The organism is uncultured Clostridium sp. (genome assembly GCF_900547735.1).
Lineage (GTDB): Bacteria > Bacillota > Clostridia > Lachnospirales > Lachnospiraceae > Otoolea.
Window position 1 is genome coordinate 33,197 of sequence record NZ_URHZ01000029.1, and the last position, 25,936, is coordinate 59,132.

Consider the following 25,936-nt stretch of genomic DNA (forward strand, 5'->3'; position numbering starts at 1 on the left):
GCCGCCGTTTAAAGGTATAATATTTTCTGCTACGGGCCGGGAATAAAAAGTTCTCCGGCTTCGGTAATTCCAAGCTGCACCAGTTTGGCAATTGTAAGACGGAATTCATGGCTCATGAGTTCTTCCAGCTTTTCGGAAAAACGGACGGAATCCGTTTCCTTCAGTAACTGCAGCAGGAGTTTATAATTTGAAATATAAAAATCCGCCTGCTCATCGTCTTCTTTCCACATACTGCGCAGGCCGTATCCCCAGAAGAGCTGTTTCAGGAGTTCCGCGTAGACGGTGCGGATTGCGTGATAGGGGGCGTACCGCCTCAACAGGTCCAGGGCGTCATAAGCAATAAGCTGATACATCTGCCGCGTTTCCACCGTGGCCAGCAGTTCGGTGCTTTTCTGTATTCCCGCCGCATCCAGTGACGATACGGTAAGCTCGGCAACCGCTTTGCAGGACAGTGTCAGAATCTGCAGGCTCTGTGCCATATCCAGGAGCCGTTTGCGGACCACCGGGTTGGTAAAATCGCAGTTCTCAGCCGTTTCGTGGAAGGGAAGAACCCTGGTACCAATCCGTTTGATTGACTTGACGGCGCCGACACCGTTCAGCAGGGAGAGCGTACGGCGCACCGTGCTCACGGAGACATTTCTCTCTTTGGAAAGCTTATTCAGGGAGGGCAGCAGAGTGTTAACCGGATAATGTCCAAGGCTGATGTCAATCAGTAAATCCATGGCAAGGGAATAGCAGATCTGTGATGCCTTTTTATAGGAATTCCAGATAAAAGGAATTTCCTCCTGCGGCGGCAGCGTGATGCGTTCCTCATAAAACCGGCATAAGGATACGGCCAGGTGATCCTGCGCACGGCAGATTAAATCACGGAGAGAATCCCAGTCCTGTTTAAGACAAAAGTCCAGAGACTGCGGCGCAAATTCATTGACGGCAAAATCACACCACGGATTGCCGGGTACACACAAAAAGGGAGCTTCAAAAAACATATAAACCTGCCAGAGCAGCCGGGTAAGAAGGTCATTGCCCAGAGAATCATATGCCTGCATCATATGGTTAAATGCGATAAAAGGCTGCAGGCCGTGATCTTCCTTAAGCTCCATCATATTACTGTAAATTTCCCCGGGGGCATTTTTCAGGCCGGTCCACTGGGCATTGGTAAACAGCGGACGCAGGGATTTACTTAAATCAACCAGTGCATTCTTTCGAATGGAAAAGAAGAGCTGGACATTCTGCTCTATTTCCTGTTTGTCGTAATTCTTTATTACCGTAGACCCCACATTCTGGGACAGGGTGACATATCCTTCCCGTTCCAGCTGGAGGTAGGCACTGCGTATGGTATCAAGTGATACAAGGAAGTTTTCGGTGTTGCTCTCCATCGTAGGAAGAACATCCCCAAAACGATAGGCGCCGAATTGGATATGCGTCTTTAGAACCTCATATACGACATGACACCGTTCCATGTCATTTTTCACGTATTCACCTCATTTTTTGCTATTTAACAGATCGTAACAAGTATAGCATGATCGGAACAGGTTTACCACAATAAACCGGCGGAACAAGGGGGGAAAAGCCGGCGGCTTATTGTTAAACATTGATATTCACAATAGAATTTGTTATACTGAACGTATTATTATGAATGTGAACATAGAAAACTCAAAGCTGCAGGGATTCAGCCAAGACGGCGCGAGAGGAGGATTCCAGCAATGACAAAAGATACATCGATTTCCATGGACCAGTTAGAGTCGATCCTGGAAAATTCGCCAACCACTATTATCATCAGCGCTCTGGAGGACAGGGAGCTTCTTTATGCGAATAAAGCCGCACGTTCCGGAATATCACCGGAATGCCGGGGCAGGCGGCTGGCCTGTTATCAGGCGTTCGGATATGACCAGCCCTGCCCGACCTGTCCGGCAGGAACGGTTGGCCAGGGGAAGTCCTCGCTCCGTGAACTTTTTAATCCGGAGAACGGCCACACCTACCGGTATGTTGGAAAAGACATTGACTGGGCCGGCCGCCCGGCGCATATCGAGTATATTTCCGATATCAGTCAACAAAAGCTGCTGGAACAGGAATTAGACCACCTTGTAAACTCCATTCCAGGGGGAATTGCAAGCTACGAGGTAAGAGAGGGCCGCTTCATCCCCGTCTATTTCTCGGATGGCGTAATGGAGCTTTCCGGCCATACCGGGGAAGAGTATCATGAAATGGCGAAGAACGATGCGCTGGACGTCATCTATGAAGCCGACCGGGAACGCGTCATGTCGGCGGCGGCCAGGGCGCTGGAGAGGGGAGAGGTCTTAGATGTATCTTACCGGATGCGCCATAAAAACGGCCGTCTGATTTGGATTCACTTAAACGGACGGCAGATGAAAGCTTCGTCCGCAAATACCATGTTCTATGCCGTTTTTACGGGAATGTCATCGGAAAGCCGTTTGTATCAGAATATCACCAATGAGACGGCGGACACGATCTATGTCGTAGCGAAGGATACCTTTGAACTGCTCTATGTCAATGAGACGGACGGCGTTTATTCACCGGAATCCGACTGTCTTGGTGAAACATGTTACGCCGCGCTGCACCACAGAAAATCACCCTGTGAATTCTGCGGAATTATGGCAGGCAGGATGGACGGAGAAGAGTGTGAAATAAAAGAAGACGGAACCGAGCGGATTATCTATGCGCGTTCCCGCGAGACCGACTGGAACGGCATTCCTGCCTACGTAAAATACATAAGGGATGTCACGGAGACGGTTCAGACGCGGAGGGAGAAAGAACGGCTGGACCTTTACTTCCGGAGTATCGTAGAACAGTTCCCCGGCGGAATTTCCATGATGGCGTATTATCCGGACGGCACAATGAAGCCGGAATTTATTTCACCGGGCTTTGCGGCGATGATGCAGCGGACCGTGGAGGAGACCAGGCGACTGTACGATGAGGATATCTTTGCGGGTATTCATCCGGATGATGTGAACAGAAATCTGCATAAGCTCCGGGAATTCTTAAAGAGCGGAAAAGGACCGTGTGAGCTGATTGCACGTATGCAGCGCAAGGATGGGAAGTATCTCTGGACCAGCAGTATGCTGTCCATGCTGCCTTCATCCGACGAGATCCGCCGGATTTATATTGTCTATACCGATATTACAAAAACAATCGAGGAGCAGGAGAAACTGCGGTACCGGTATGAGGAGCAGCTTCTTGAGCATTACCATAAGACGGGGGCCAATGAACTGATTCTTGGGCACAGCAACATTACCAGGAACCGGGTGGTGGAAATGCGGGATTCCACAAATTCCGCACTTGTAAAGCGTTTTGGAACGCGCCGGGAGGCATTCTTTCGGGGGCTTGCCGGGCTGATAATGGATAAAGAGGATCGGAAGGCATTTTTAAAAATGTATCTGAATGAACCTTTATTGGAGGCATATGCCCAGAACAGGACCGAGCAGGCGATGAGCTGCTTCATCCGCCTGCCGGAGGAGAAGTATGGCCGTTTCGTCCAGTTCAAGGTAAATCTTCTGACCGGGCCGGAAGCGGGTGAGATTATTGGAATCCTTACGGTTACGGACATCACGGAAGAAACCATATCCGAACGGATTTTTCACCAGTTGTCTGTCACGAGCCATGACTTCGTGGTCGATGTGGATCTTCTCCATGATTCCTACACAATCCTGGCATATAACGAAGGAGCATCCTACCTTCCCGCTCTCCGCGGCTGCCACTCGGGACAGGCGGCGGAAATGGCGGGTTCCGTTGTGCTGCCCAAGGACAGCAGGCAGTTCACACAGGCGGTGGAAGCGGAAGAAATGCGCAGAAGGTTAAAAAAGGGTCCCTATACAATTACCTTTTCTACGGCAAACCACGGGGATATCCGCATAAAGAATATGACGGTTGCGTCCATTGAACCGCTTTTGGAGCGCTATTGTATGGTATGCACGGACATCACGGACTCTGTCCGGGAGCAGCAGGGGCTGCTGCATATGATGGCATATACCTTTGAGCTCATGGGCCTTTTGGAGGTCGGCAGCGGGAGTGTGACCATGTACACCAGAAAGATGGTTCTGGAAAACCTGCCGCCCGATACGATAGATGATTACACGGAGGCTGTCGGGCTGTTTACCGATCACGATATTGCGTCCGAGTCTGCAGAAGACGTGCAGAAGCAGTTCCGGATGGAGTCTATCCTGGAGAGGCTGAAACAGGAGCCCCTGGGCTATGACTTTGTGGCCGCCTGTCAATGTGAAAACGGTCTCCGGTATAAACAGTTCAGCATGCTCTGGGGAAACAGGAACCACGATACGGTCTGCGTGGTCCGGGCCGACGTCACGGATATGATAGCGTCGGAGCGCAGGGTGAAGAAGGAGCTGGAGCAGGCTCTGGCCGATGCGGAAGCGGCCAATGAGGCAAAAAGTAATTTCTTGTCCTCCATGAGCCATGATATCCGCACCCCGATGAACGCGATTGTCGGCATGACGACCCTGGCGTTCGCCCATATTGACGACAGGGTACGGCTGGAGGACTGCCTGCAGAAGATTACCGTTTCCAGCAGACATCTGTTGAGTCTGGTGAACGATGTGCTGGATATGAGCCGGATTGAACAGTCGAGAATCTCTTTGAACCATATGAAGCTGCTGCTTCCCGACATCGTGGACCAGCTGACGGCAATTCTGGCTCCCCAGGCCAGGGAGAAGGGAGTCCTGCTGTCCATAAGCGCGGAGCAGGTTACCCATACCGCCTTTTACGGTGATTCCCTGAGAATGAACCAGGTTCTGATTAACCTGCTCGGAAATGCGGTTAAGTTCACCCCGGCGGGCGGCAGGGTCGACTTTCTGGTGGAGGAAACGGTACCGGAAAAAACAGCGGGAGATATCCGGTACCGGTTTACCGTGCAGGACACGGGAATTGGGATGAGCGAAGAATTCCTGAAGCATATTTTTGAACCATTTACCCGGGAGCAGACGGTAGAGCGTATCGAAGGAACCGGCCTCGGTTTAAGCATTGCCAAACGGCTGGTGGACTTAATGGGAGGGAAAATCTCGGTGGAGAGCAGTCTGGGGCAGGGCAGCAGATTTACCGTGGAGCTGGAGTTTGAAGCGGCGGACCACTTATCCGCCGTGCATACGGACGGAGGAGAGATTTCTGATTCAAAAATGGGCAGTCTGTTTACCGGACGCCGCTTTCTGATTGCCGAGGACAATGAACTCAACTCGGAAATCCTCTGTGAACTCCTCCATATGGAAGGGGCTCTCTCCGAACTCCGGGAAGACGGGGCCGCGGCTGTGGAGGCGTTCAAGGCGGCAGTGCCGGGGACCTATGATGTCATACTGATGGATATTCAGATGCCCGGGATGAACGGATATGAGGCAGCCCGCATGATACGCAGCCTGAACCGTGCGGATGCGGGGAAAATCCCGATCATAGCTATGACGGCCAATGCGTTTGCGGAAGACGTCCAGGCGGCATTGGAGGCAGGAATGAATGCCCATGTGGCAAAACCGATTGATATGGAACTGCTGCGGGCCGCATTAGCGAGGGTGCTGAAATGAGGCGGATATTTTCCGGGCTGATTTGATTATCACATGATGCTAAGAGAAGGGGTGGGATGTATGACAAAGGATGAGAAAGAGATTGAAGACTTATTTAAACTGTTCGTGGAAGGGACTCTGGTTGAGCATAACATTCAGAAATCCCTGTCGGTAATATCCGACGATGTGACGGGAATCGGCATGGGAAACCAGGGGGGTGTTTCAGGGAAAGAAGACCTTATCAGGATTCTGGGTGATGGAAAAACGGATGCGGAGGGAACGGTCACGGAGGTTTCCTATGAAAATATGCAGATCCGGTGCTATGAGGGCCGGTTTGGAACTATCTGCGGAATCCTGAAAATCCAAACCACGGAAAAGGGACAGACATTAAACAGTTCTCTTGGGCAGATGCTGGGAGTTCGAAAAGACCATGGAAGATGGCTGGCTTTTGCCGTCCAGGCAACGCCTCTTTTTAATGAAATAGAAGAAATGGAGGCTTATCCGATTAAATTTGCTGAGAATGCCCTTGAGAAATACAGACAGCAGGAACAAATAGCAAAGAGCGCACAGAAAAACAGTGTGGCGATTTACCGGATTAATTTTACCAGGAGTATTTTTGAAGATTCCGTACTGAGAAATGATGTGGTTATACCGGTTGAGGCGGGGGAGCCATACGAGAATGCGATATTTCAATCGGCCTGGAAATATCTGAGTGAAGAAGACAGGTACTTATTTGTCAGCAAATTCTCATTGGGAAATATCATCCGGTCTTATAACAGCGGAAAAACGGAACTCTCCATGGACTATAAGAGACTGATGCCCGGCAACAAAACCGTCTGGCTGCGCACGGTAATCCGTCTGTATATGGATAAAAAAGAGGGCTGTTTAAAAGGATATCTGTATGTTTTTGATATTGATAAGGAAAAAAGAAAGGAAATTGAACTGCAAAACAGGGCGGAGCGGGATCCGATGACAGACCTGTATAATAAAAAATATTCCGAAATAAAGATTGGAGAGAGGTTAAAAGGCATCACAGCAGACAGCCGGGGCGTTTTCTTCATGCTGGATTTAGACAATTTTAAAGAAATCAACGATACCTATGGACACAGTGTGGGCGACATGGTGATTCGGGAAACGGCCGGCTATATGAAAAAGCTGGTGCGCGGGGAAGATATTGCCGGCCGGCTGGGCGGAGATGAGTTTTGCATTTACTTTCAGGGAAAACTGACGCCGGAGACGGTGGCTGAAAAGGCGGAGCGGCTTTGCAAAAGAATCCGGTCCATCATTCCTTCAAGGGAGAAGGGAACTTCATGCAGCATAGGAATCGTATTTTGTGACGGTCCCTGTCTGTCATTTGAGGAAGTTTACAGAAAAGCAGACGAAGCATTGTACAGGCAGAAGAAAAACGGCAGGGACGGATATACCGTTTTAAGAACAGAGGCAGGCTGAAGGAGGCAAAGCAGGCATGGTCCGGGAACGGTGTTTACTGTGATACAACAGGTATATTAAAGATTGCTAATCGCTCTGTTCTATGTTAAAATAATGTGATACATACATGGACAGAGTCGGGCTTTTCAGGTCTTTCTGCCCAGGCAGGGGGATGGAAGATGAAAAGCAGGAAAAATAGGGCCGTCAGTGCGGCTTTTATGATGAGTTTTCTTTTATTGGCAGGCTGTAAGGGGCCGAGTTCCGAGGTGAATTACGAAGAAAACGGAGGAGAGCCGGTTGTGCTCACCTTTTTCGGCAATAAATATGAGACAGAGAATGTTACGGTAATCGAAGAAATATTATCCGGGTTCATGAAGGAGAATCCGGATATCCGTGTGTCCTATGAGAGCCTGAAAGGGGTTGAGTACTACGAGGCCTTAAGTAAGCGTATGGAGGCCGGTAAAGGGGACGATGTATTCATGGTAAACCATGATAGCGTACTGGAGCTTAAGAAAAAGGGCCGGCTGGCGGATTTGTCGGGGATCGGTACGATTCCCAATTATGCGGACAGTATGCTGGGACAGATGGAGGATGGTGAAAGCATTTACTGGCTGCCCACCTCGGTATCTGTATTCGGCCTCTACTGTAACATGGATCTTCTGAAAGAGTACGGGCAGGACGTACCGCGAAACCTCGGCGAGTGGGAAGACACCTGCGGCCTGTTTCTGGAAAAGGGAATCACACCCGTGATTGCCAATAATGACATATCCCTAAAGACGCTTGCGATCGGACAGGGATTTTTCGGCGTGTACCAGGAGAACCGCCAGGCGGAAGTGTTTGAACGCTTAAACAGCGGCCGGGAGTCATTGAGCCAATATCTTACGCCCGGATTTTCGCTGGCGGAGCGGTTTATAGAGAAGGGATATATCGACAGGGAGAAAGCGTTAAACACGATGAAAACATCGGATGATTTGGCGGAGTTTGCAAAGGGGGAGTCTCCGTTTATGCTCACGGGAGCCTGGGCGGCGGGCCGTCTTACGGGTATGGCGCCGAAGCTGAATTTTCAGGTATTCCCCTACCCCGTGCTGCCGGACGGAACGCTTGCAGTAATTAATGCGGACACAAGGCTGAGTATCAATGCGGACAGCGCCCATCCTGAAGCGGCGGTCAAATTTGTAGAATATTTTACAAGGCCGGAAAACATACAGAAGTTTGCGGATCAGCAGTGTTCCCTCAGTCCGCTGAAAGACAGCGCGCCCTCCTCTGTGGATGCGATCAGGCCGCTGGTTTCCTGCTATCAGTCGGGCAGGACCGTAATAGGAACGGACGGACTTCTGGAGCTTCCGATTTGGAATCTGACGGCGGAGGTATCGATGAAGCTTCTTTCGGGTGAGACGGTGGAGTCGGCGATGGAATGGATGGATCAGCAGGCTGAGCAGGAAAGGGGTACTCTGCAATGAAGCATGACAGCGGAAGAAACATTAAGAAAAAAATCGCACTGACGGCAATCCTCGTAGGCGGTATCCTTGCCTTTATAACCTTTTTTTTCGTACAGGCTGTAAAAACCCAACTGTGGAACCAGTCGATTAATACAATTATGGAAAGCACCGCACAGGGCTGCACTACGCTGCGCGTACAACTGCAGGAAGCGTATGAGGGCATGGCGGATGCGGTTACATTGAGTCAGGACTATTCTGCGGAACAGAAAAAAGAGCTGGAGACGGCGCTGGGCAGTCCGGTCCGCAAAGACAGGAGCATTGTCCTCTATCTTCCGGACGGAACATGTATCCCGTCGGACGCACAGCAGGAGGAAGGGGTAAAAAACCAGATTTGGAATGAAGAAACGGAAAGTGGGATCATCGATCCGCATATCAGCAGCGTAACCGGCGTCAACGTCTTTGACCTCTTCGTGAAAGCGGTTCTGAGCGACGGTACACAAGCGTATCTGGTCAGGGAATATGAGGTGGATGGGATCGTGGACAGCTTTACCCTGTCCTTTTACAATAATGAGGGCTTTTCCTATATTGTGAATGCCTCGGGCGACGTGCTGATCCGTCCGCCCCATCCGGGCAGTAACAAGACAATCAAAAACGTGTTCGACATGCTGTCCGACGTCCGTAACAGCCCGGAAGAAGTGGAAACATTCCGGAACGCTCTCGAAGGTTCCGGCAAAGGCTGGACTGTTTTTACTTATCAGGGGGAAAAGAATGTATTCTGCTTTACCCCTTTAAAACTCGGGTCCGACTGGTACTTAATATCCATTATCCCGCAGGATACGGTCAACGCACAGACGCATGTAATCCTGATGCAGACTCTGGTCCTCGTGAGCAGTATCATACTGGGGCTTTTCATTCTCGTTCTGGTCTACTTCCGCTATATCAACAGGACTAACCGGAGATTACGGAACCAGGCGGATTATATCGGCCATCTGTACAATGCGGTTCCGGAGGGGATTGCCCTGATTACGGTGGAAAAGCCGCACCGTTTTATCCAGCTCAATAAAGAAGGACTGCATCTTCTGGAATATCCGGACGGTGCTTCCAACGACGCGCCGGAAGGAAAATGCCTTCAGGATGTGATCTATCCGGATGATTATGAAAAGATGGAGGCACTGTGTGAAATTGCAGCCACGGGCGGAGGAAAGAGTGCCTTTGAGTACCGCATGATGAGAAAGGATGAAACCTTATTCTGGATTGCCGGAATTATAGAAAAGACACTGGACGAAACAGGGGAAGACGTTTTGATTGCGACCTTCCATGACATAACGGAGGAGAAATTGGCGGAGGAAGAGGAAAAGCAGGAGCACCGTCAGGAACTTCTGACTCTGGTGGGAGCCATTTCCAATGCATATCCGGTGATCATACGCCTGAATCTGACCCAGGATACGCTGAATTTTGTGTATGTCAAATCCGGATTGATGGTGAACCTGGGAAATCAGGAAACATACAGCCAGCTTTTTGAAGATTTTGCAAATGAGATGCATCCGGACAACTGTCTGGAATTCCAATCCCGTTTTTCACTGGAGATGCTGCGGGAAAGAATGGGGAAGGAAACGGGAGAAGTGTTCCTGGAAACAAGACAGAAGATGATGGACGGGAAGTTCCATTGGATATCCATCCAGATTATCAATGTGGACAATCCGTATTCGGATGATAAACTGGCAATCCTCATATCCCGGCGCATCGACGAACAGAAGTATGAACAGGAGCAGCAGCGCCTGGCCCTTCAGAGCGCGCTTGACAGCGCCAGGGCCGCAAGCAGTGCAAAGAGCCAGTTCCTGTCCAATATGAGCCATGATATCCGTACGCCTATGAATGCGATTACAGGGATGGCCGCAATTGCCGCCATCCATCTGGACGACCGGGAACGTGTTATGGAGTGTCTGAGGAAAATCAGCCTTTCCAGTAACCACCTGTTAAGCCTGATTAATGATGTGCTGGATATGTCCAAAATTGAGAGCGGAAAGATATCCCTGAGGAATGAACCCTTTAATTTTGCCGGGCTGGTGGCCGACTGTGTGGAACTGGTCCAATCCCAGGTCAGCGGAAACCAGTTTGAATTTAAGGTACAGCTCATGTCTCTCAAGAATGAAAATGTAATCGGCGATCCTCTCCGGATCAGACAGATATGCATCAATATTCTGAGCAATGCGGTCAAATACACTCTGCCGGGCGGCCGTATCAGCGTCAAAATATGGCAGGAGGACATTCCGGGTAAACATTACCGTAACTTTATGTTCCGCTGTTCGGATACTGGGGTGGGGATGGACCATGAATTTCTGGACCGGATTTTCCAACCCTTTGAGCGGCTGCAGGATCCAGCCGTCAGCAAAGTGGCGGGAACGGGACTTGGAATGGCAATTACCAAGAATATCGTGGATTTGATGAATGGGGATATCCAGGTAGAGAGCAGGCCGGGCGTGGGTTCCACATTTACCGTAACCTTCCCGCTTCAGCCCCAGAATATCCAGGAGGAAGAAGTTCCCGAGGAATGGCTTGGAGTACGCAGCCTGGTTGTGGACGACGACAGACAGACCTGCGAAAATGCGGCCGAGTTACTGCAGAGTATGGGGCTCAGGGCACAGTTTGCCACGGATGGAGCAACCGGGGTTCAATCGGTCATCCGGGCGAACGGCACGTCCGATCCGTTTGAACTGGTAATTCTTGACTGGAAGATGCCGGATATGGACGGCGTGGAAGCGGCAAGACGTATCAGGAAATCGGTGGGGCCCGATGTGCCCGTTATCATCCTTACGGCCTATGACTGGTCGGAGATTGAGAATGAGGCGAGAGATGCCGGTGTGACCGCTTTCTTATCCAAGCCTTTTTACCGCTCCAAACTGTGCTATCTGCTGGGAGAGATTAAAGGGGGAAAGGAACTTAAGAAGCAGGAAGACGGGAAATCGGCGCCGGATTACAGGGGCAGAAGACTCCTGCTGGTAGAAGATAATGAGATCAACCGCGAAATCGCCAGGACGCTGGTGGAGGAGATGGGGATGACGGTTGAAGAAGCCGTGAATGGCCGGGAGGCTGTGGACCGTGTGGCAGATTCGCCGGAAGGATATTACAGCATGATCTTCATGGACATCCAGATGCCGGTCATGGACGGTTATGAGGCGGCAAGGCGTATCCGCAGTCTGGGGCGTGAAGACGCGAAGTCGGTTCCGATCATCGCCATGACGGCCAATGCATTTGAGGAGGACGTCCGGGCGGCTCTGCGCGCCGGAATGGATGCTCATTTTTCCAAGCCTGTCGATTATGAGAAGCTGAAAGAATTAATGAGGCGGTATCTGGGATAAGGAAACCGGGAATGCGGATCAGCATCCATCGGAGAGCAGCTTTTCATAGTCCGGCTGCTAACTCCACTGAACACGAAAAGCAGTAAAAATAAAGAAATCAGTCCGCCCTTAAATACTCGTTTCATAATAAAACCGCCTTCTGCAGCCGGGGCTGCTTTTCTGATACTTCATCATAAACTCACGATCGGGCCTGGTTCATTTCGTATGTTCCATGTATCAGGCTGATTGTCTTATTTGTGTGTTTGCATATCTGATCAGTATAACACAACTTCGTCCATAAGTGATCCTGCTTTTTGATGAAAGACGGCAATCCGTACACTCCTTTGGCCGGTTTTTTCCCTTTATTACGATAAAAAGTCTGTTTTTTTATCCGAAAACTGTTATAATAGTAATAATGTCTAAAACTCAAGTCCAACCTGTTCCCATATAGAGAAAATACTACCAAAATATGGAAAGGGCCGGTGGAGCGCCGGTCTGGAAAAGAGGGAAGGCAACGTTACCAAAGGGGGATACAGATGAAAAAACATGCAAAAATGCTTTTTCCCGTTCTGTGTGGAATACTTGTCGCTGTCAGCCTGATATCGGTCATGAAGATATCGGATATACGGGAGTATGGGAAACTGATTAATTATGTCGGGATAGTAAGAGGGGCGTCACAGCGTGCGGTAAAGCTGGAGATGAATGGACAGCCTGCGGATGACCTGATCGGATACATAGACAGTATTTTGAATGAACTGCTTACGGGAGAAGGCCAGTTTGGACTTGTCACGGCCAATTCAGTGGATTATACGGACGATTTGGCGGCGCTGGAAGAACAGTGGGACATTGTCAAGGAAGACATTGCCGGTGTGAGGGAAGGAAAGCAGGGCGGTGCGCTTCTGGAGTCCAGTGAGAGGCTGTTTGAGATTGCCAACCAGACCGTTTTTTCCATTGAGAAATTTTCAACGCAGTCTGCGGACCGAATTACCAGGCTGATTATCATTGCGGCCGCAGTCTGCGGCATTGCGGCTGCCATTGCAAGCTACTACTATATTAAACGGCTGCTGGATTTGAAGTATACCAACAGGGAGCTGGAGGACATAGCCGGAAGGGATGAACTGACCGGCGCATTTAATACGGAAAAATTCTATTTGGAGGCAAACCGGATGATGAGCCGGGAAAAGGATGGTAATTTTGCCGTATTATATGTAGATTTCGAAAACTTCCGATATGTAAACGATGTATTTGGATATGATTACGGCGATCTGCTCCTCAAAAACTATGCACGCCTTGTGATGGGCAGGATGGGGGAGAATGAGGCACTGGGCCGGGTGATGGCGGATCATTTCGTCATTCTGCGCCATTATGAGAAAAAGGAAGATGTTTTAAACGCCCAGAAGGAGATTGATGAAGAGTTCCTCGATTCCGTGGCGGCGGCATCCAACCATTATCTGATGACGGTAGCCTGCGGCATATGCTGCAGGGAGGATCTGCCGGGGACGGCCGACGCCGCGGTTATGGTGAACAGTGCGAACTTTGCCCAGAAGACGGTTAAGAATACACCGGGAGTAAAATACGGATTTTACGATGAGAAAATTCATCAGAAGTTAATTGAGGAGACCAATATCAGGTCCCGCATGCAGAAGGGACTGGACGATGAGGAATTTGTAGTCTATCTTCAGCCGAAGGTAGGGGTTCAGGGCGGAGAGATAGAGGGAGCGGAAGCGCTGGTGAGGTGGAACGTCCCGGGACACGGGCTTCTTTCACCCGGACTCTTTATTCCTGTGCTTGAGAAGAATCTGTTTATCGGAAAAGTGGACCGTTATGTATTTGAGAAGGTATGCTGCTGGCTGAGAAAGCGTCTGGACTGTGGGGCGAGAGTGATGCCAATCTCGGTCAATGTATCTAAGATCCAGTTTTATAACTCGGATTTTATAAACGTCTATGCCGAGATTAAAAACAGATACAAAATTCCCGACGGGCTGATTGAGATTGAACTGACGGAGTCCGTTATTTTTGAACATGAGGAATACCTGATGGAGATGGTAACGCAGCTGCACCGCAACGGTTTCCTCTGCTCTCTGGATGATTTTGGCTCCGGCTATTCTTCCCTTGGCTTATTAAAGGATCTGGCAATCGATGTGCTGAAGATGGACGGGATGTTTTTCAGGATCAGCGTGAATGTGGAGCGGGAACACACAATTGTTAAGAGTGTCATCAATATGATACGTGAACTGAATATCTGCACCGTCGCAGAGGGAGTGGAACGGGAGGACCAGGTGGAGTTTTTAAAAACGACGGGCTGCGATCTGATCCAGGGATTTATCTATTATAAACCGATGCCGATAGAAGACTTTGAAAAACTGATTGATGCCGGGAAAGAACAGTGCGCCGGTGCGGATAGCAGGATTCCGGCCGAAACGCGTGTTTCCCGCAATTTCACCAAGGGAGCCGGCGTAGGCCCGATCGCGGTCGGACAGGGGATTTGACGGAAAAGGAATTGCCTGAACCAGGAATTGTCTGAGACAGACAGAACAGGACACTGCATTATACACAGATTTGATAAAGAGAGGATTAATCATGATTCAGGATCACTCCATCGACACGCCTTCTGCCGGCCAGATGATAGCCGTTTTAGACAATGCTCCCGTGGCCGTGTTTGTAAGCGGAATCGAAAGCCACAGGCTGCTCTATGCAAACCGCCTTGCAAGGGAAACATTTTTAACTGATATGGATATCAAAGACGCCTGCTGTTACAATGTGGCGGGCTTTGGCACGGCTTGCCCTTTCTGCCATACGGCCAAGATGGGAAGGGATGAGTTTCTGGTGCGCGACTTCTGCCATTCTGACAACGGCCGCATCTACCAGCTCAGGGGGAAAATTATCGACTGGGGGGAGGATGCCGCCCATATTGAATACATACAGGACGTAACGGAACAGAAACGGGAAGCGGAACACACCGGGGAACTCAGGAGGGAGCTTCAGGAAACGTTTAAGAGCATTCCATGCGGCCTCTGTGTTTACCGGTTTGACGGAGTCAGGATTAAACCTCTGTTTCATAACCCCTCCTTTTATGAGATCATGGGTTATTCGCAAGAGCATATCCATTCGGTTGAGCAGAAGACCGATTTTCTGGGGGTTCACCCGGACGATGTGGCCGCCCTGAGTAAAAAAATTAACGAGGCGATCCGGAATAACGGTTTCTTTCAGCATATTTACCGCCTGTGGAACGACGTAAAGCAGGAATACTGCTTTCTCCGTCTGGACGGGGCCGTCAAACCGCAGGATGACGGGACAAAATTTTTATATGGGGTATATACGGACGTCAGCGAACGCCTTCTTCTGGAAAAGAAGCTGACAAGGGCCAACGAGAGGATGCAGAATATCATCAATGCCATTCCGGGAGGCATTGCCAGATACCGGGTGGAGAACAACCGCTTTATCCCTGATTTTGTATCGGACGGAGTAGCGGCGCTTTCGGGCCATACGCGTGTAGAGCTTGAACGCATGACAGGGGGAGACGCCCTGAATACCATCTATCAGGGGGACCGCGAGCGCGTTTTTGCCGCTTCCATGGCAGCCGTTGAAAGCGGCAAAGTGCTCGATGTTTCTTACCGGATGTACCATAAAAACGGGGAACTGATCTGGATTCATCTCAGCGGGCGCTGTATGGAGACGGCATCGGATGTTCCCATATTCTATGCCGTGTTTACCGGCATGAGCGAGGAAGCAAGGCTGTTCCAGAGCATTGTCAATGAATCGGTGGACGGAATTTATGTGATTGGGCGTGAAAATTATGATCTGCTCTATGTCAATGAGTCAAAGGAGCTTTTTAACGGCGGGCAAAACTATCCGGGGCAAAAATGTTATGAAGCGCTGCGCGGAAAGACGGCGCCCTGCGAATACTGTTCGCTGAAAAACCATGCTCCCGACTTCCAGGAACATGAATTTGTAATTCCGGAGGAAAAGCGCTCCTTTACTACCCGTTTCCGGGAAACAAACTGGAATGGGATACCGGCCTATGTAAAATATGTCCGTGACGTGACGGAGGAGGTAAGGATCCGGAGGGAAAAAGAAAGACTGGAACAGTATTTTGAGACGGTGGTGAAGAATCTGCCCAGCGGCATTGCCGTACTGCATTTCGAGGAAAGCGGAGAGATTATTCCGGAATTCTTTTCCGAGGGATTTGCCGCGATGACCGGAATGACGACGGAAGAGGCGTGGAAGATTTACCAGGATAATGCAATGGCGGGCGTGCACCCGGATGACCGCGAATCACTTCGCAGCCAATTGGATGCCTATATTGCCGGCCGGTGCAAACACTGTGATATCACCTACCGGATTATCAACGGCAGCGGCGGCTATCTGTGGACGAAGACCACGTTTTCCATTATCCGGAGAGAGGGAGGGGAACGCCAGGTTTATGCAGCCTACCGGGATATTACGGGGGAGAGGGAAGAACAGAAGCGTATCCGTCAGCAGTACGATGAGATGCTTCAGCAGCATTTCCAGAATCAGGGGCCGGATACACTGATGATCTGCCATTGTAACCTGACCAGAGGAGAAGTTCTGTCGGTCATCGATTTTACCGGTTCCGATTTTTCAAGTCTGACGGGTGGGGGCCTGGACTGCTTTTTAACGGCATGGTCGGAATGTATTAAATCCCCGCAGGACAGGGCGGCATTTTTAAATGCCTATATGCAGAAATCTTCTCTGGACGCTTTTGCAGGCGGGGACATGGAACGCCTGATTACCTGTTTTATCGAACTGCCGGGGGAAAAGACAGGCCGTTATGTCAGGATGAAGGGCAATATGGTGCTCACCCCGGACAGCGGCGACGTGACCGGCATCATGACGATCACCGACGCGACGGAACAGATGATAGCCGATCGCGCCCTGCGCCATCTCTCGTCCTATGGTTATGATTTTGTACTTGATCTCGATCTGCTCCATGACCGCTTCAGGATGCTGACCTGGAATAAGGATACGGGACGCATTCCGCCGCGTCAGGGAAAACATTCCGAGAGAATGAAGGAAATGCTGGAATTATGGGTCGTACCCAGGGACAGGGAACAGTACGGACAGTGCCTGGATCCGGAGAATATTATAAAGCGCCTTGAGAAAGAGGGAACCTACACCTTTGCGGCCGCCATTGCGGACGAAAACGGGGAGATACGCACGAAGAACATGACCGTCTCGGCTATCGATCTGAGGCTGGGAAGAGTGTGTTTGTCCAGAACCGATATCACGGATTCCATCCGGGAACAGCAGAGCCTTCTCAGGGTAATTGCCTATACCTTTGAATTTGCCGCCTTTATCGATTTGGAGACAGGGAATTTTACACTGCATACCAGGGAAACGGTGCAGAAAAACCTTACGCCATATTACCGGAATAATTACGATGAGGCGATTTTCAGCTTTGTGGAGCAGTATGCCACAGAGGAAAGCATGGAAGCGATGCGGGAACAGTTCCTGCTGAAAACCATGCTCGGCCGTCTTTGCGAGACTCCGGGAGGTTATGATCTCCTGTTTACCTACCGTTCGGCCGACAGGGAACGCTACAAGCAGATTAATGTGATGTGGGGAGATGAAAACCGCAAGACAATCTGTATGGTCAGGGCGGATGTGACGGACGTGATTTCGGAGGAACGAAAGACAAAGAAGGAGCTGAAACAGGCCTTAATGATGGCCGAAGAAGCAAACCAGGCCAAAAGCGACTTCCTCTCCAACATGAGCCACGATATCCGTACACCGATGAATGCCATCATGGGAATGGCGGCGCTGGCCGGCGCCCATATGGATGATCCGGCAAGGGTGGAGGACTGCCTGAAGAAGATTACGATTTCCTCAAACCACCTGTTAAGCCTAATCAATGATGTTCTGGATATGAGCAAGATAGAGCGTTCCAAAATTACGCTGAACCGCGTCAATATCTCGGTCCGGGGGCTGATCGAGCAGATTTCCGCCATCATGACGCCGCAGGCCAGGGCTTTGGGGCTGCGGCTCGATATCCAGGTTAAAAACATCCGGCATAACTATTTTTACGGCGATTTGCTGCGAATCAACCAGATCCTTTTAAACCTGCTGAGCAATGCGGTTAAATTTACCCCGGAGGGGGGCTTTGTAAATCTTCTTGCGGAAGAGGCGGATGAGGAGACGGGAAGGGCCCGGTACCGTTTTACCGTAAGCGATACGGGAGTCGGGATGAGTGAAGAATTTCTGGAGAGACTATTCGAACCCTTCAGCCGCAGCAGCGAGGCGGCCCCCATCGAGGGAACCGGCCTTGGACTCAGCATCGTCAAGGGCCTGATTGAACTGATGGGAGGAACCATCTCGGTCGAAAGCAGACCGGGCGGCGGTTCCGTCTTTCTCGTGGAACTGGAATGCGAGACGGCGGAGGAGGTACAGGAAGCGCTGTCAATAGAAGGAAAACAGCCATTTTCGGGAGGGGACGGCGGGGAACCGCTTTCCGGCCTGCGTTTCCTGATCGCCGAGGACAATGAGATTAATGCGGAAATCTTATGCGGGCTGCTCGAAATATACGGGGCGAAAACAGTGGTCAGGGTCGACGGCGCCCAGGCTTTGGAGGAATTTAAAAATACGGAGCCCGGAACTTACAGCGCCGTACTGATGGATATCCAGATGCCGGTCATGAACGGCTATGAGGCGTCCCGTGCGATCCGAATGACAAAACGGGCGGATGCTTCCACGATCCCGATCGTGGCGATGACGGCCAATGCATTCTCGGAGGATGTGCAGGCTGCTCTCAATGCGGGGATGAATGCCCATATAGCAAAACCGATTGACGTCGGCATGCTGGAGAGGACGCTTTTAAGGGTTCTGGGCGCCGGAATGGGGACAGAATAAGAAACGCCGTTCATACAGACATAATAACGAACTGAAAGTTTCAGAGGTAAGGCAATGAAAAAAGAGACAGGTTTACAACAGCTAGTTTATGATTATTTTGAAACCAGGATTTTGTTCGGTTTTTACAGATACGGTGACAAACTTCCGTCGATCCAGCAGATTGGCGCCATGTTCCATCTGGGCCGGACAACGGTCAGGGCGGCTCTTTCCTTGCTTGAAAAAGAGGGATATATAGTGACGGAGGAACGGAAAACGGCGGTTGTCGTTTTCCGTGCGGGGTTTGACGGCTTTGAGGAGAACGCTGCAAAATATTTTATACCGCGAAGAGAAGGCATGGAGGATTTTGAGAAGGCCGGCCTTCTTCTTTTTGTGCCTTTGTGGGAGGAAGGGCTCCGCAGATGGGATCAGAAAAAATGGGAGCTTTTCAGGGATGAACTGGAATTTACCCTTCCAAGCGGAGTTCCCCTTCCGGTCGAACTGTATATCATGGCGCTCAGCACATTGGATAATACCCTTATATTAAACCTCTACTGGGAGGGGATCCGCTATGTGCGTTTCCCATATCTGGTGAGCAAGAGGGTAAAAGGGATTAACGGGACAAAATTAAAGGATATCACCAGGGAGACGATGATCACTCTGCTGAATCAGGAGTTTGAGACTTCCTACGGTTATCTGGAAAAAAAAGTATTCGGTTTTATGGAAAGTGCGAAAAACGAATACGGCTTAAAGGATGCGGAGCCGATCCCGTTTCAGTGGAATATATACCGCCAGCGGCCGCAGATGAGGTATTCCCTTGCCTCCCTCATTATCAGGGAGATCATGTACGGCAGATATCCAATCGGAGGCTATCTTCCTACCCTGGTACAGATGGAGGAACAGTTCGGCGTGTCCCTGACGACGGTGCGCCGCACCCTGAGCCTGCTGGAGGAGCTTGGAATAACGAAATCGTATCAGGGAAAAGGGACGATGGTCTGCATGGATCATGCCAATATTAACCTGTCCAATCCAGGCATAAAGAAAGGGTTTATTCTCTACATGGAAAGCCTGCAGCTTTTAAACCTGACGATATACGGCATTTCCCTCTATACGCTGCAGTCCGTGACCAGGGAACGGCGCGATGAGTTAAAGGAAAAGCTGAAGAAGAACCGAAAAAGCAAAAAAAGCAGCAACTGCTTTGAGATATATCTGATTTTTATTATGAAGGAATGCCCGTCGGCCATGGTGCGGGAATGCTATGGAAAACTTTTGGAACTGCTCGCCTGGGGCTATCCCTTCACCGTTCTCCGCCTGAATATTGAAAATCTGGACAAGAGATATTCCGGGAACATCAGGCAGATGGAAAAACATCTGGAGGAGGATAACCTGACCGCGTTTGCACAGGACTGGAAAGATCTTTTGGAGTCGGAAGAACGGGCCAACCATGCGTTTATGACGGAAACATTCGGCAATAAATAAGGAAAGGCAGTAAAAAAGAAAAGAAGTAATCAGGAAACATGGAGGAATGATGAAGAACCAAATCATGGATTTATTCTCGCAGCCAACGGCCGACTGGTTTAACAGTGCGTTCGGAATGCCTACAAAGGTACAGGAAGAGGCATGGACCGCCATTGCCGGCGGAAACCATGTGCTGGTCAGCGCACCGACGGGAACGGGAAAAACCCTGTCGGCCTTTCTTATTTTCATCGATCGTCTGAACGCCCTTGCCGAGAAGGGGGAACTTAAAGAGGAGCTTTACCTTCTCTATGTCTCCCCTCTTAAATCGCTGGCCGGAGATATCCGTGAGAATCTGCGCCGCCCCCTGGACGGAATCAGAAGAGAGGAGGGGCAGGCGGAGATTGTGACGGCGATACGGACGGGAGACACTCCGCAGAGGGACAGGCAGAGGATGGTAAAACATCCTCCCCACATCCTGATCACCACGCCGGAATCCCTCTATCTGATGCTGACATCAAAGGGAGGGAGGGAAATCTTAAAAACCGCCGGGGCGGTCATTCTCGATGAACTCCATGCGCTGATCGACACAAAGAGGGGGGCCCACCTGATGCTTTCCATCGCGAGGCTGGACCGTCTCTGCGGCCGTAACCTTCAGAGAATCGGCCTGTCCGCAACGATAGAGCCGTTAAAACTGGCGGCGGAGTACCTGGCGCCGGAACGGGCCGTCATCTCGGCACCCATTATGGAGAAACGGGTAAAAATCGAGATCGTTGGCACGGTGCCGTATGGGGAAAAGCGGAAAGATCCGGTCTGGGAGGAGCTGGCGAAGATTGTCTATGAACAGTGCCTTTCCTTCAAAAGCGTGATCGCCTTTTCCGAGGGAAGGCGGTATGCGGAAAAGCTGGCCTACTATGTGAACCTTTTGGGAGGGGAGGACTTTGCCAGGGTACACCACGGCAGCCTCTCCAAAGAACAGAGGGCGGAGACGGAGGCCTCCCTGCGCGCCGGAAAACTCAGGCTTTTATGCGCCACCTCCTCCATGGAACTGGGAATTGACGTAGGGGAGATCGATCAGGTGCTTCAGATCGGCTGCCCCCGCACGGTTTCCGGCACCATGCAGCGTTTGGGCCGCGCCGGGCATAACCCCGGCAAGGTGAGTGTGATGACGATGTATCCGCGTACGGCGCCGGAGAGCCTGTACTGCGGGATTACGGCGGAGGTGGCCAGGAAGGGCGGCGTGGAGCACGCAAAGCCTCCCAGGAAGTGCTTTGACATCCTGGCGCAGCATCTTGTATCCATGGCCGTGGGAGAGGGATATTCCGTGGACGACGTCATAGAAGTGCTGGGCCGCGCCTATCCGTTTTACGATGTGACGAAAGAGGATGTGAGGGCGGTTCTCCGGATGCTGGCCGGCGATTATGAGCACAGCCGGGAGATACCCGTCCGTCCGCGCATTTTGTACGACAGAATCCATGACCGTGTCATTGGGGACGCCTACAGCCGGATGCTGGCCGTGGCCGCCGGGGGAACCATACCGGATAAGGGGCTCTATACGGCCAAGACCGAGGACGGCGTGAAGTTAGGAGAGCTGGATGAAGAGTTTGTCTATGAATCTCAGCTTGGCGACCGGTTCCTTTTGGGCGCCTTTGCCTGGAGAATTGTAGGCCAGGATAAAGACGCGGTTTATGTGGCCCCGGCTCCGGTGGAGGGAGCCAGACTGCCGTTCTGGAAAGGCGAGATCCGCGGAAGGACCCTCAGGACCAGCCTGGCGTTCGGAAGGATTATGCGTGGGATTGAGACGTGTGCGGAGAATTCGGATGAAGCGCTTTTGAATGAACTTTACCGCCTGGGCCTGGATGAGACGGCGGCCGGGACAGCCGCCGGATTTCTGAAACGCCAGATCGCGGCGACGGGGGGACTGCCGGACGACCGCACGGTAATCGTCGAGCATTTTACCGATCAGACGGGAGGCGGCCAGGTGATGGTCCATGCCCTGTTCGGCCGGAGGGTTAATGCTCCGCTGTCCATGCTGGTGCAGCATGCCGCGGGAGAGAACGGCGGCATGAACCTGGGATGCGTGGACGACGAGGACGGTTTTCTTCTCTATTCCTATGGCGATGAAAAGCTTCCCGAAGGACTTTTGTACCGGGTAAACCCGGAGCAGGTAAGACCTGTTTTAGAGGCGCTTCTACCGCTGACCCCGGTATTCGGCATGACCTTCCGCTACAGCGCGGCCAGGGCCCTGATGATGGGGGTAAAACATGGAGGCCGTCAGCCGCTCTGGATGCAGCGCCTCAGGAGTACCGAGATGCTGGATTCCCTGACGGGAGAGAAAGACCATCCCCTGATGAGGGAAACACGCCGGGAATGTCTGGAGGATCTGTGGGATATCGACGGTGTGATTGAGATTTTAAACGGGATTCGTTCCGGTCTAATCGCGGTGCGCGAGGTGTATACGGATGTGGCGTCTCCAATGTCCCTGCCGTTCCGGTGGCAGGCGGAGGCGGCGGAAATGTATGAATACTCCCCATCCACGCCGGGCATCCGTCAGGCCGCCTACGAGGAGCTGAAGCAGACGGAGCTGTTAAAGCCGTCCGCGGAGGATCTGGCAAGACAGCAGGAACGCAGAAAACTGCCGGAAAATGAGGAACAGCTCCATTCCCTCCTGATGATGGAGGGCGATCTGGCCGCAGGCGAACTGGCCGTTCCGGCGGAGTGGCTGAAAAAACTGGCAAAACAAGGACAGGCGGTTTATATGGAACCGGGGATCTGGATTGCGGCGGAACAGCGGGAGGAATATGAAACGGCGTTTGCACAGGAACCGGAGTCCGTGGAGGCCGCCGCCCATATCGTGCGGAGAATGCTCTATTACCGGGGAGGCCAGACGGCGGGAGGAATCGGGGAGCGGTATTTCTTCACGCCGCTTTTCACGGAGCAGGTCATTCTGGAACTCTGCCGCCGCGAAAGCGTGGTGGAGGATGAGGATGTTTACTATCATGCAAAGCTGTACGATCGCGCCAGGAAAGCGGCGCTTAAAAATCTGCGTCTCCAGACCGTTACCAGGCCTCCGGAGCGGTATACGGCGCTTATAGCGGGAAGGACTCTTGTACATGCGCCGTCCGAAGAACAGCTTGAAAGCGCGCTTAAATTGTACCTCGATCGGGAGTTTCCGGTTAAATTATGGGAGAATGTGATTTTCAGAAAACGGGTGAAAAACTATTCCGAAGCAATGCTTGACCGTCTGCTCTCCGGAGGAGGCTATTTCTGGAGAATGACGCCTGGGGGGAACCTGAGTTTCCATTTGTATGACGAGATTGACTGGGATGCGGAACAAACGGATGCGGAAGAGGACCTTGAGGGAGATGAGTTACTTATCTACAGGGAACTGAAGCGCAGGGGCGCCAGTTTTTTAAGGGCGCTCACGGAGATACCGGCAGAGGACAGCGCGCAGGAGGTGCTTTTAAGGCTGGCCGGCCGCGGGCTTGTCTGTGCGGACAGCTTCGTGCCGGTGAGACAGTGGCTGAATAAAGAAAAAATAAGGAAAGCGACGGCAAGGCAGCGCGTCAATGTCCGTGTAATGGCTCTGTCGGCAGGACGGTGGGACATTGTAAGGCCTCTGAAGAAAAAGACCGGGGAAGAGCTGTTGGAGGGCTGTATGCGCGAATATACCCTGCTGAGCCGTGAGACATTCGCAAGGGCGGCCGCCGATGAGGTGAAAACCTGGCGGGAAGCTCTCGATATCCTCAGTATCTGGGAATATACCGGCCGCGTCAGAAGAGGCTATTTTATCGAAGGGATGTCCGGCGCGCAGTTTATCGGAAAAGAGGAGTACGGGAGTGTGACGGCCGCTCTGGACATGCAGGATGATGCGCTCATCTGGCTGAATGCGTCGGATCCGGCGCAGCTTTGGGGAAAATGCTTAAAGCAGCCGGAGGGAAGGGAATTTCTTAATCTGCCGGGAACGGCGGTGGCTCTGATTGGCGGACTCCCGGAGGCGGTGTTCGAACGCCAGGGTAAAATCCTGCGGGTCTTCGGTGAGAAGCATGCCGGGGAGCTTGAGCGGCTGCTTAAAGAGTTTGTAAAGGATTTCAGGGAAAAACGCCTGTTTCCGGAGCAGAAACGGCTGATTGTGAAAGAATTTCCCGACGGAGCGGGTGAAGCTTTGATAAAGGCGGGATTCTTGCGGGAGATGCAGGATTACGTACTGTATATTTAGATTGAATTAAAAGAGCCATAAGGCCTGGAATCCAGGTCTTATGGCTCTTTTTGAGTGGTAATGAAAAGTTCGCGAAGCATGCTTTTCGTTGTTCAGGGGAAGCCGCTATACTGCACTCTTTTACAGTGAAATGCCGTCTATCAGCCGGTAAAGCCCTGTACGAAAGTCTTGATGAACCAGATGGTGGTCGGCTGATAAATGATATCAACCAGGAAAGCGCCTACGATGGGAACGATCATCATGGCTCTTCTGGACATGCCGTAACGCTCGTTTACAGCAGTCATGTTAACAATAGCAGAAGGAGTTGCTCCCAGGGCGTGTCCGCATAAACCGGCGCACATAACGGCTGCATCGTAGTTCTTGCCGAGGATTCGGAACACTACGAAGTAAGCCATCAGTACCATGAAAAGCACCTGGCAGAATACGACGAGCGCAACGCCGCCGATGAGGCCTGCCAGCTCCCAGAGCTTCAGTGTCATCAGTGCAAGTGACAGATAGAGGCTTAACATTACATCGCCGATTCCTTCTACCAGAGGATAGTTGAAATTGTACATATGGATATTTTCATTCAGGTTACGCACGATAACAGCGACAAACATGGCGCCGACGTAGGTAGGGAAGGACATGTTGATTAAGGAGCCGACCCATTTGGATACCATGGTTCCGAGAGCCATACAAACGAGGATGGCCGTAACGTTTCTGATAATATCGATGCCGGAAAGCTTTTCGCCCGTGTCGGCGTTGATGCTCTCAACGTCTGTGGCGAAGTTCTCGTTCTCATCCGGTTTTAAGTTGTATTTAACAATCAGACGGCGTCCGACCGGTCCACCGACTAAAACGGCTGAAATCAGACCGAAGGTTGCCGCCGCAGCGCCGACCAGGGGAGCCGTCTCATATCCCATCTCCGCGAAAGTGCTTCCGTAGGATAAGGCCGCGCCGTGTCCGCCGATCATGGAGATGGCGCTGGACAGAAGCGCATAGGGAGCTTCAAGGCCGATTACCTTGGAAATTACAATACCGATTGTATTCTGGAAGATGGAGAGAACTCCACATGTGAGCCAGTATACAATAAGCAGTACGCCGCCCTTTTTCAGCAGCTTAAAGCTTGCGCCGAGACCTACCGTGGTAAAGAAAGCCAGCATGAAAGGATCCTGGAATGTATTCGTAAAGTTAAATGTAAAAGTGCCGGAGATGTGTCCCAGCCATGTAATAAACATGAAAAGGAATCCTCCGACTACAGGAGCCGGGATACAATACTTGTCCAGGATTGTAAGCTTGCTCTTGATAAAATAGCCGATGACCAGAAGGACAGCGGCCATAGCCAGTGTCATAATGGCATCCGTGTTAATGTTGAGAATGTTCTCAATAGTTTCAAACGTCATTCTACCTACCTCCAATTGTGAAATTCTGGTGTACTTACTTATTAATAAGTGTCAAATGTACATCGAGCCGCCATTGTTTCCCTTCCCCTGTGCAGAAACAATAAAAACCGGTATTAAAATGCAAATAAAAATGTATAATAATACCAGTCAGCCTGATTTTATTATAAATTATCTGATTATAAAGCACAAGTTACTTCGTTAGAAGATAGAAGGATAAACTTTATTTTTGTAAAAAGATATGAGGATTTAGTTGAGATTCGAGGACGCCTCTGTAAGACGGCGGACGGGGGAGTGGGAGGGTGTGTATGAGTCT

At 51.1% G+C, this 25,936-nt stretch carries 10 protein-coding genes; 8 read left to right on the forward strand and 2 right to left on the reverse strand.

Annotated features, from left to right (window positions below; translation table 11 throughout):
* Positions 1-29: 29 nt before the first annotated feature.
* Positions 30-1,472: a GntR family transcriptional regulator gene (locus tag QZT18_RS11075; protein WP_294147836.1), complete on the reverse strand. Its 1,443-nt coding sequence runs from the start codon at positions 1,470-1,472 to the stop codon at positions 30-32.
* Between the two features lie 231 nt (positions 1,473-1,703).
* Here QZT18_RS11075 and QZT18_RS11080 point away from each other — a divergent pair, with 231 nt between their 5' ends.
* The 8 genes from QZT18_RS11080 (at position 1,704) to QZT18_RS11115 (ending at position 24,241) form a co-directional block, all read left to right on the forward strand.
* Positions 1,704-5,540, forward strand: coding sequence for a PAS domain-containing hybrid sensor histidine kinase/response regulator (locus tag QZT18_RS11080; protein ID WP_294147838.1), 3,837 nt, complete (start codon positions 1,704-1,706; stop codon positions 5,538-5,540).
* A 60-nt stretch (positions 5,541-5,600) separates the two neighbouring features.
* On the forward strand, positions 5,601-6,968 hold the full coding sequence (locus QZT18_RS11085) for a GGDEF domain-containing protein (protein ID WP_294147839.1): 1,368 nt from the start codon (positions 5,601-5,603) through the stop codon (positions 6,966-6,968).
* Positions 6,969-7,126: 158 nt separating this feature from the next.
* Positions 7,127-8,407 carry an ABC transporter substrate-binding protein gene (locus QZT18_RS11090; RefSeq protein WP_294147846.1) on the forward strand — a complete coding sequence of 427 codons (1,281 nt, stop codon included), beginning with the start codon at positions 7,127-7,129 and terminating at the stop codon, positions 8,405-8,407.
* Positions 8,404-11,745: a response regulator gene (locus tag QZT18_RS11095; protein WP_294147848.1), complete on the forward strand. Its 3,342-nt coding sequence runs from the start codon at positions 8,404-8,406 to the stop codon at positions 11,743-11,745. The genes QZT18_RS11090 and QZT18_RS11095 overlap by 4 nt, the downstream gene beginning before the upstream one ends.
* Positions 11,746-12,260: 515 nt before the next feature.
* Entirely contained in the window at positions 12,261-14,213 is a 1,953-nt protein-coding gene (locus QZT18_RS11100) for a bifunctional diguanylate cyclase/phosphodiesterase (protein WP_294147850.1), read from the forward strand.
* 91 nt (positions 14,214-14,304) lie between these two features.
* On the forward strand, positions 14,305-18,591 hold the full coding sequence (locus tag QZT18_RS11105) for a PAS domain-containing protein (RefSeq protein ID WP_294147852.1): 4,287 nt from the start codon (positions 14,305-14,307) through the stop codon (positions 18,589-18,591).
* A 54-nt stretch (positions 18,592-18,645) separates the two neighbouring features.
* On the forward strand, positions 18,646-20,046 hold the full coding sequence (locus tag QZT18_RS11110) for a winged helix-turn-helix domain-containing protein (protein ID WP_294147854.1): 1,401 nt from the start codon (positions 18,646-18,648) through the stop codon (positions 20,044-20,046).
* A gap of 46 nt (positions 20,047-20,092) precedes the next feature.
* A complete protein-coding gene (locus QZT18_RS11115; protein ID WP_366925859.1) occupies positions 20,093-24,241 on the forward strand; it encodes a DEAD/DEAH box helicase in 4,149 nt (1,382 codons plus the stop codon).
* Positions 24,242-24,381: 140 nt separating this feature from the next.
* Here the strand turns inward: QZT18_RS11115 and gltS are convergent, their stop codons facing one another.
* A complete protein-coding gene (gene gltS / locus QZT18_RS11120; RefSeq protein ID WP_294147861.1) occupies positions 24,382-25,623 on the reverse strand; it encodes a sodium/glutamate symporter in 1,242 nt (413 codons plus the stop codon).
* Positions 25,624-25,936 lie beyond the last annotated feature (313 nt).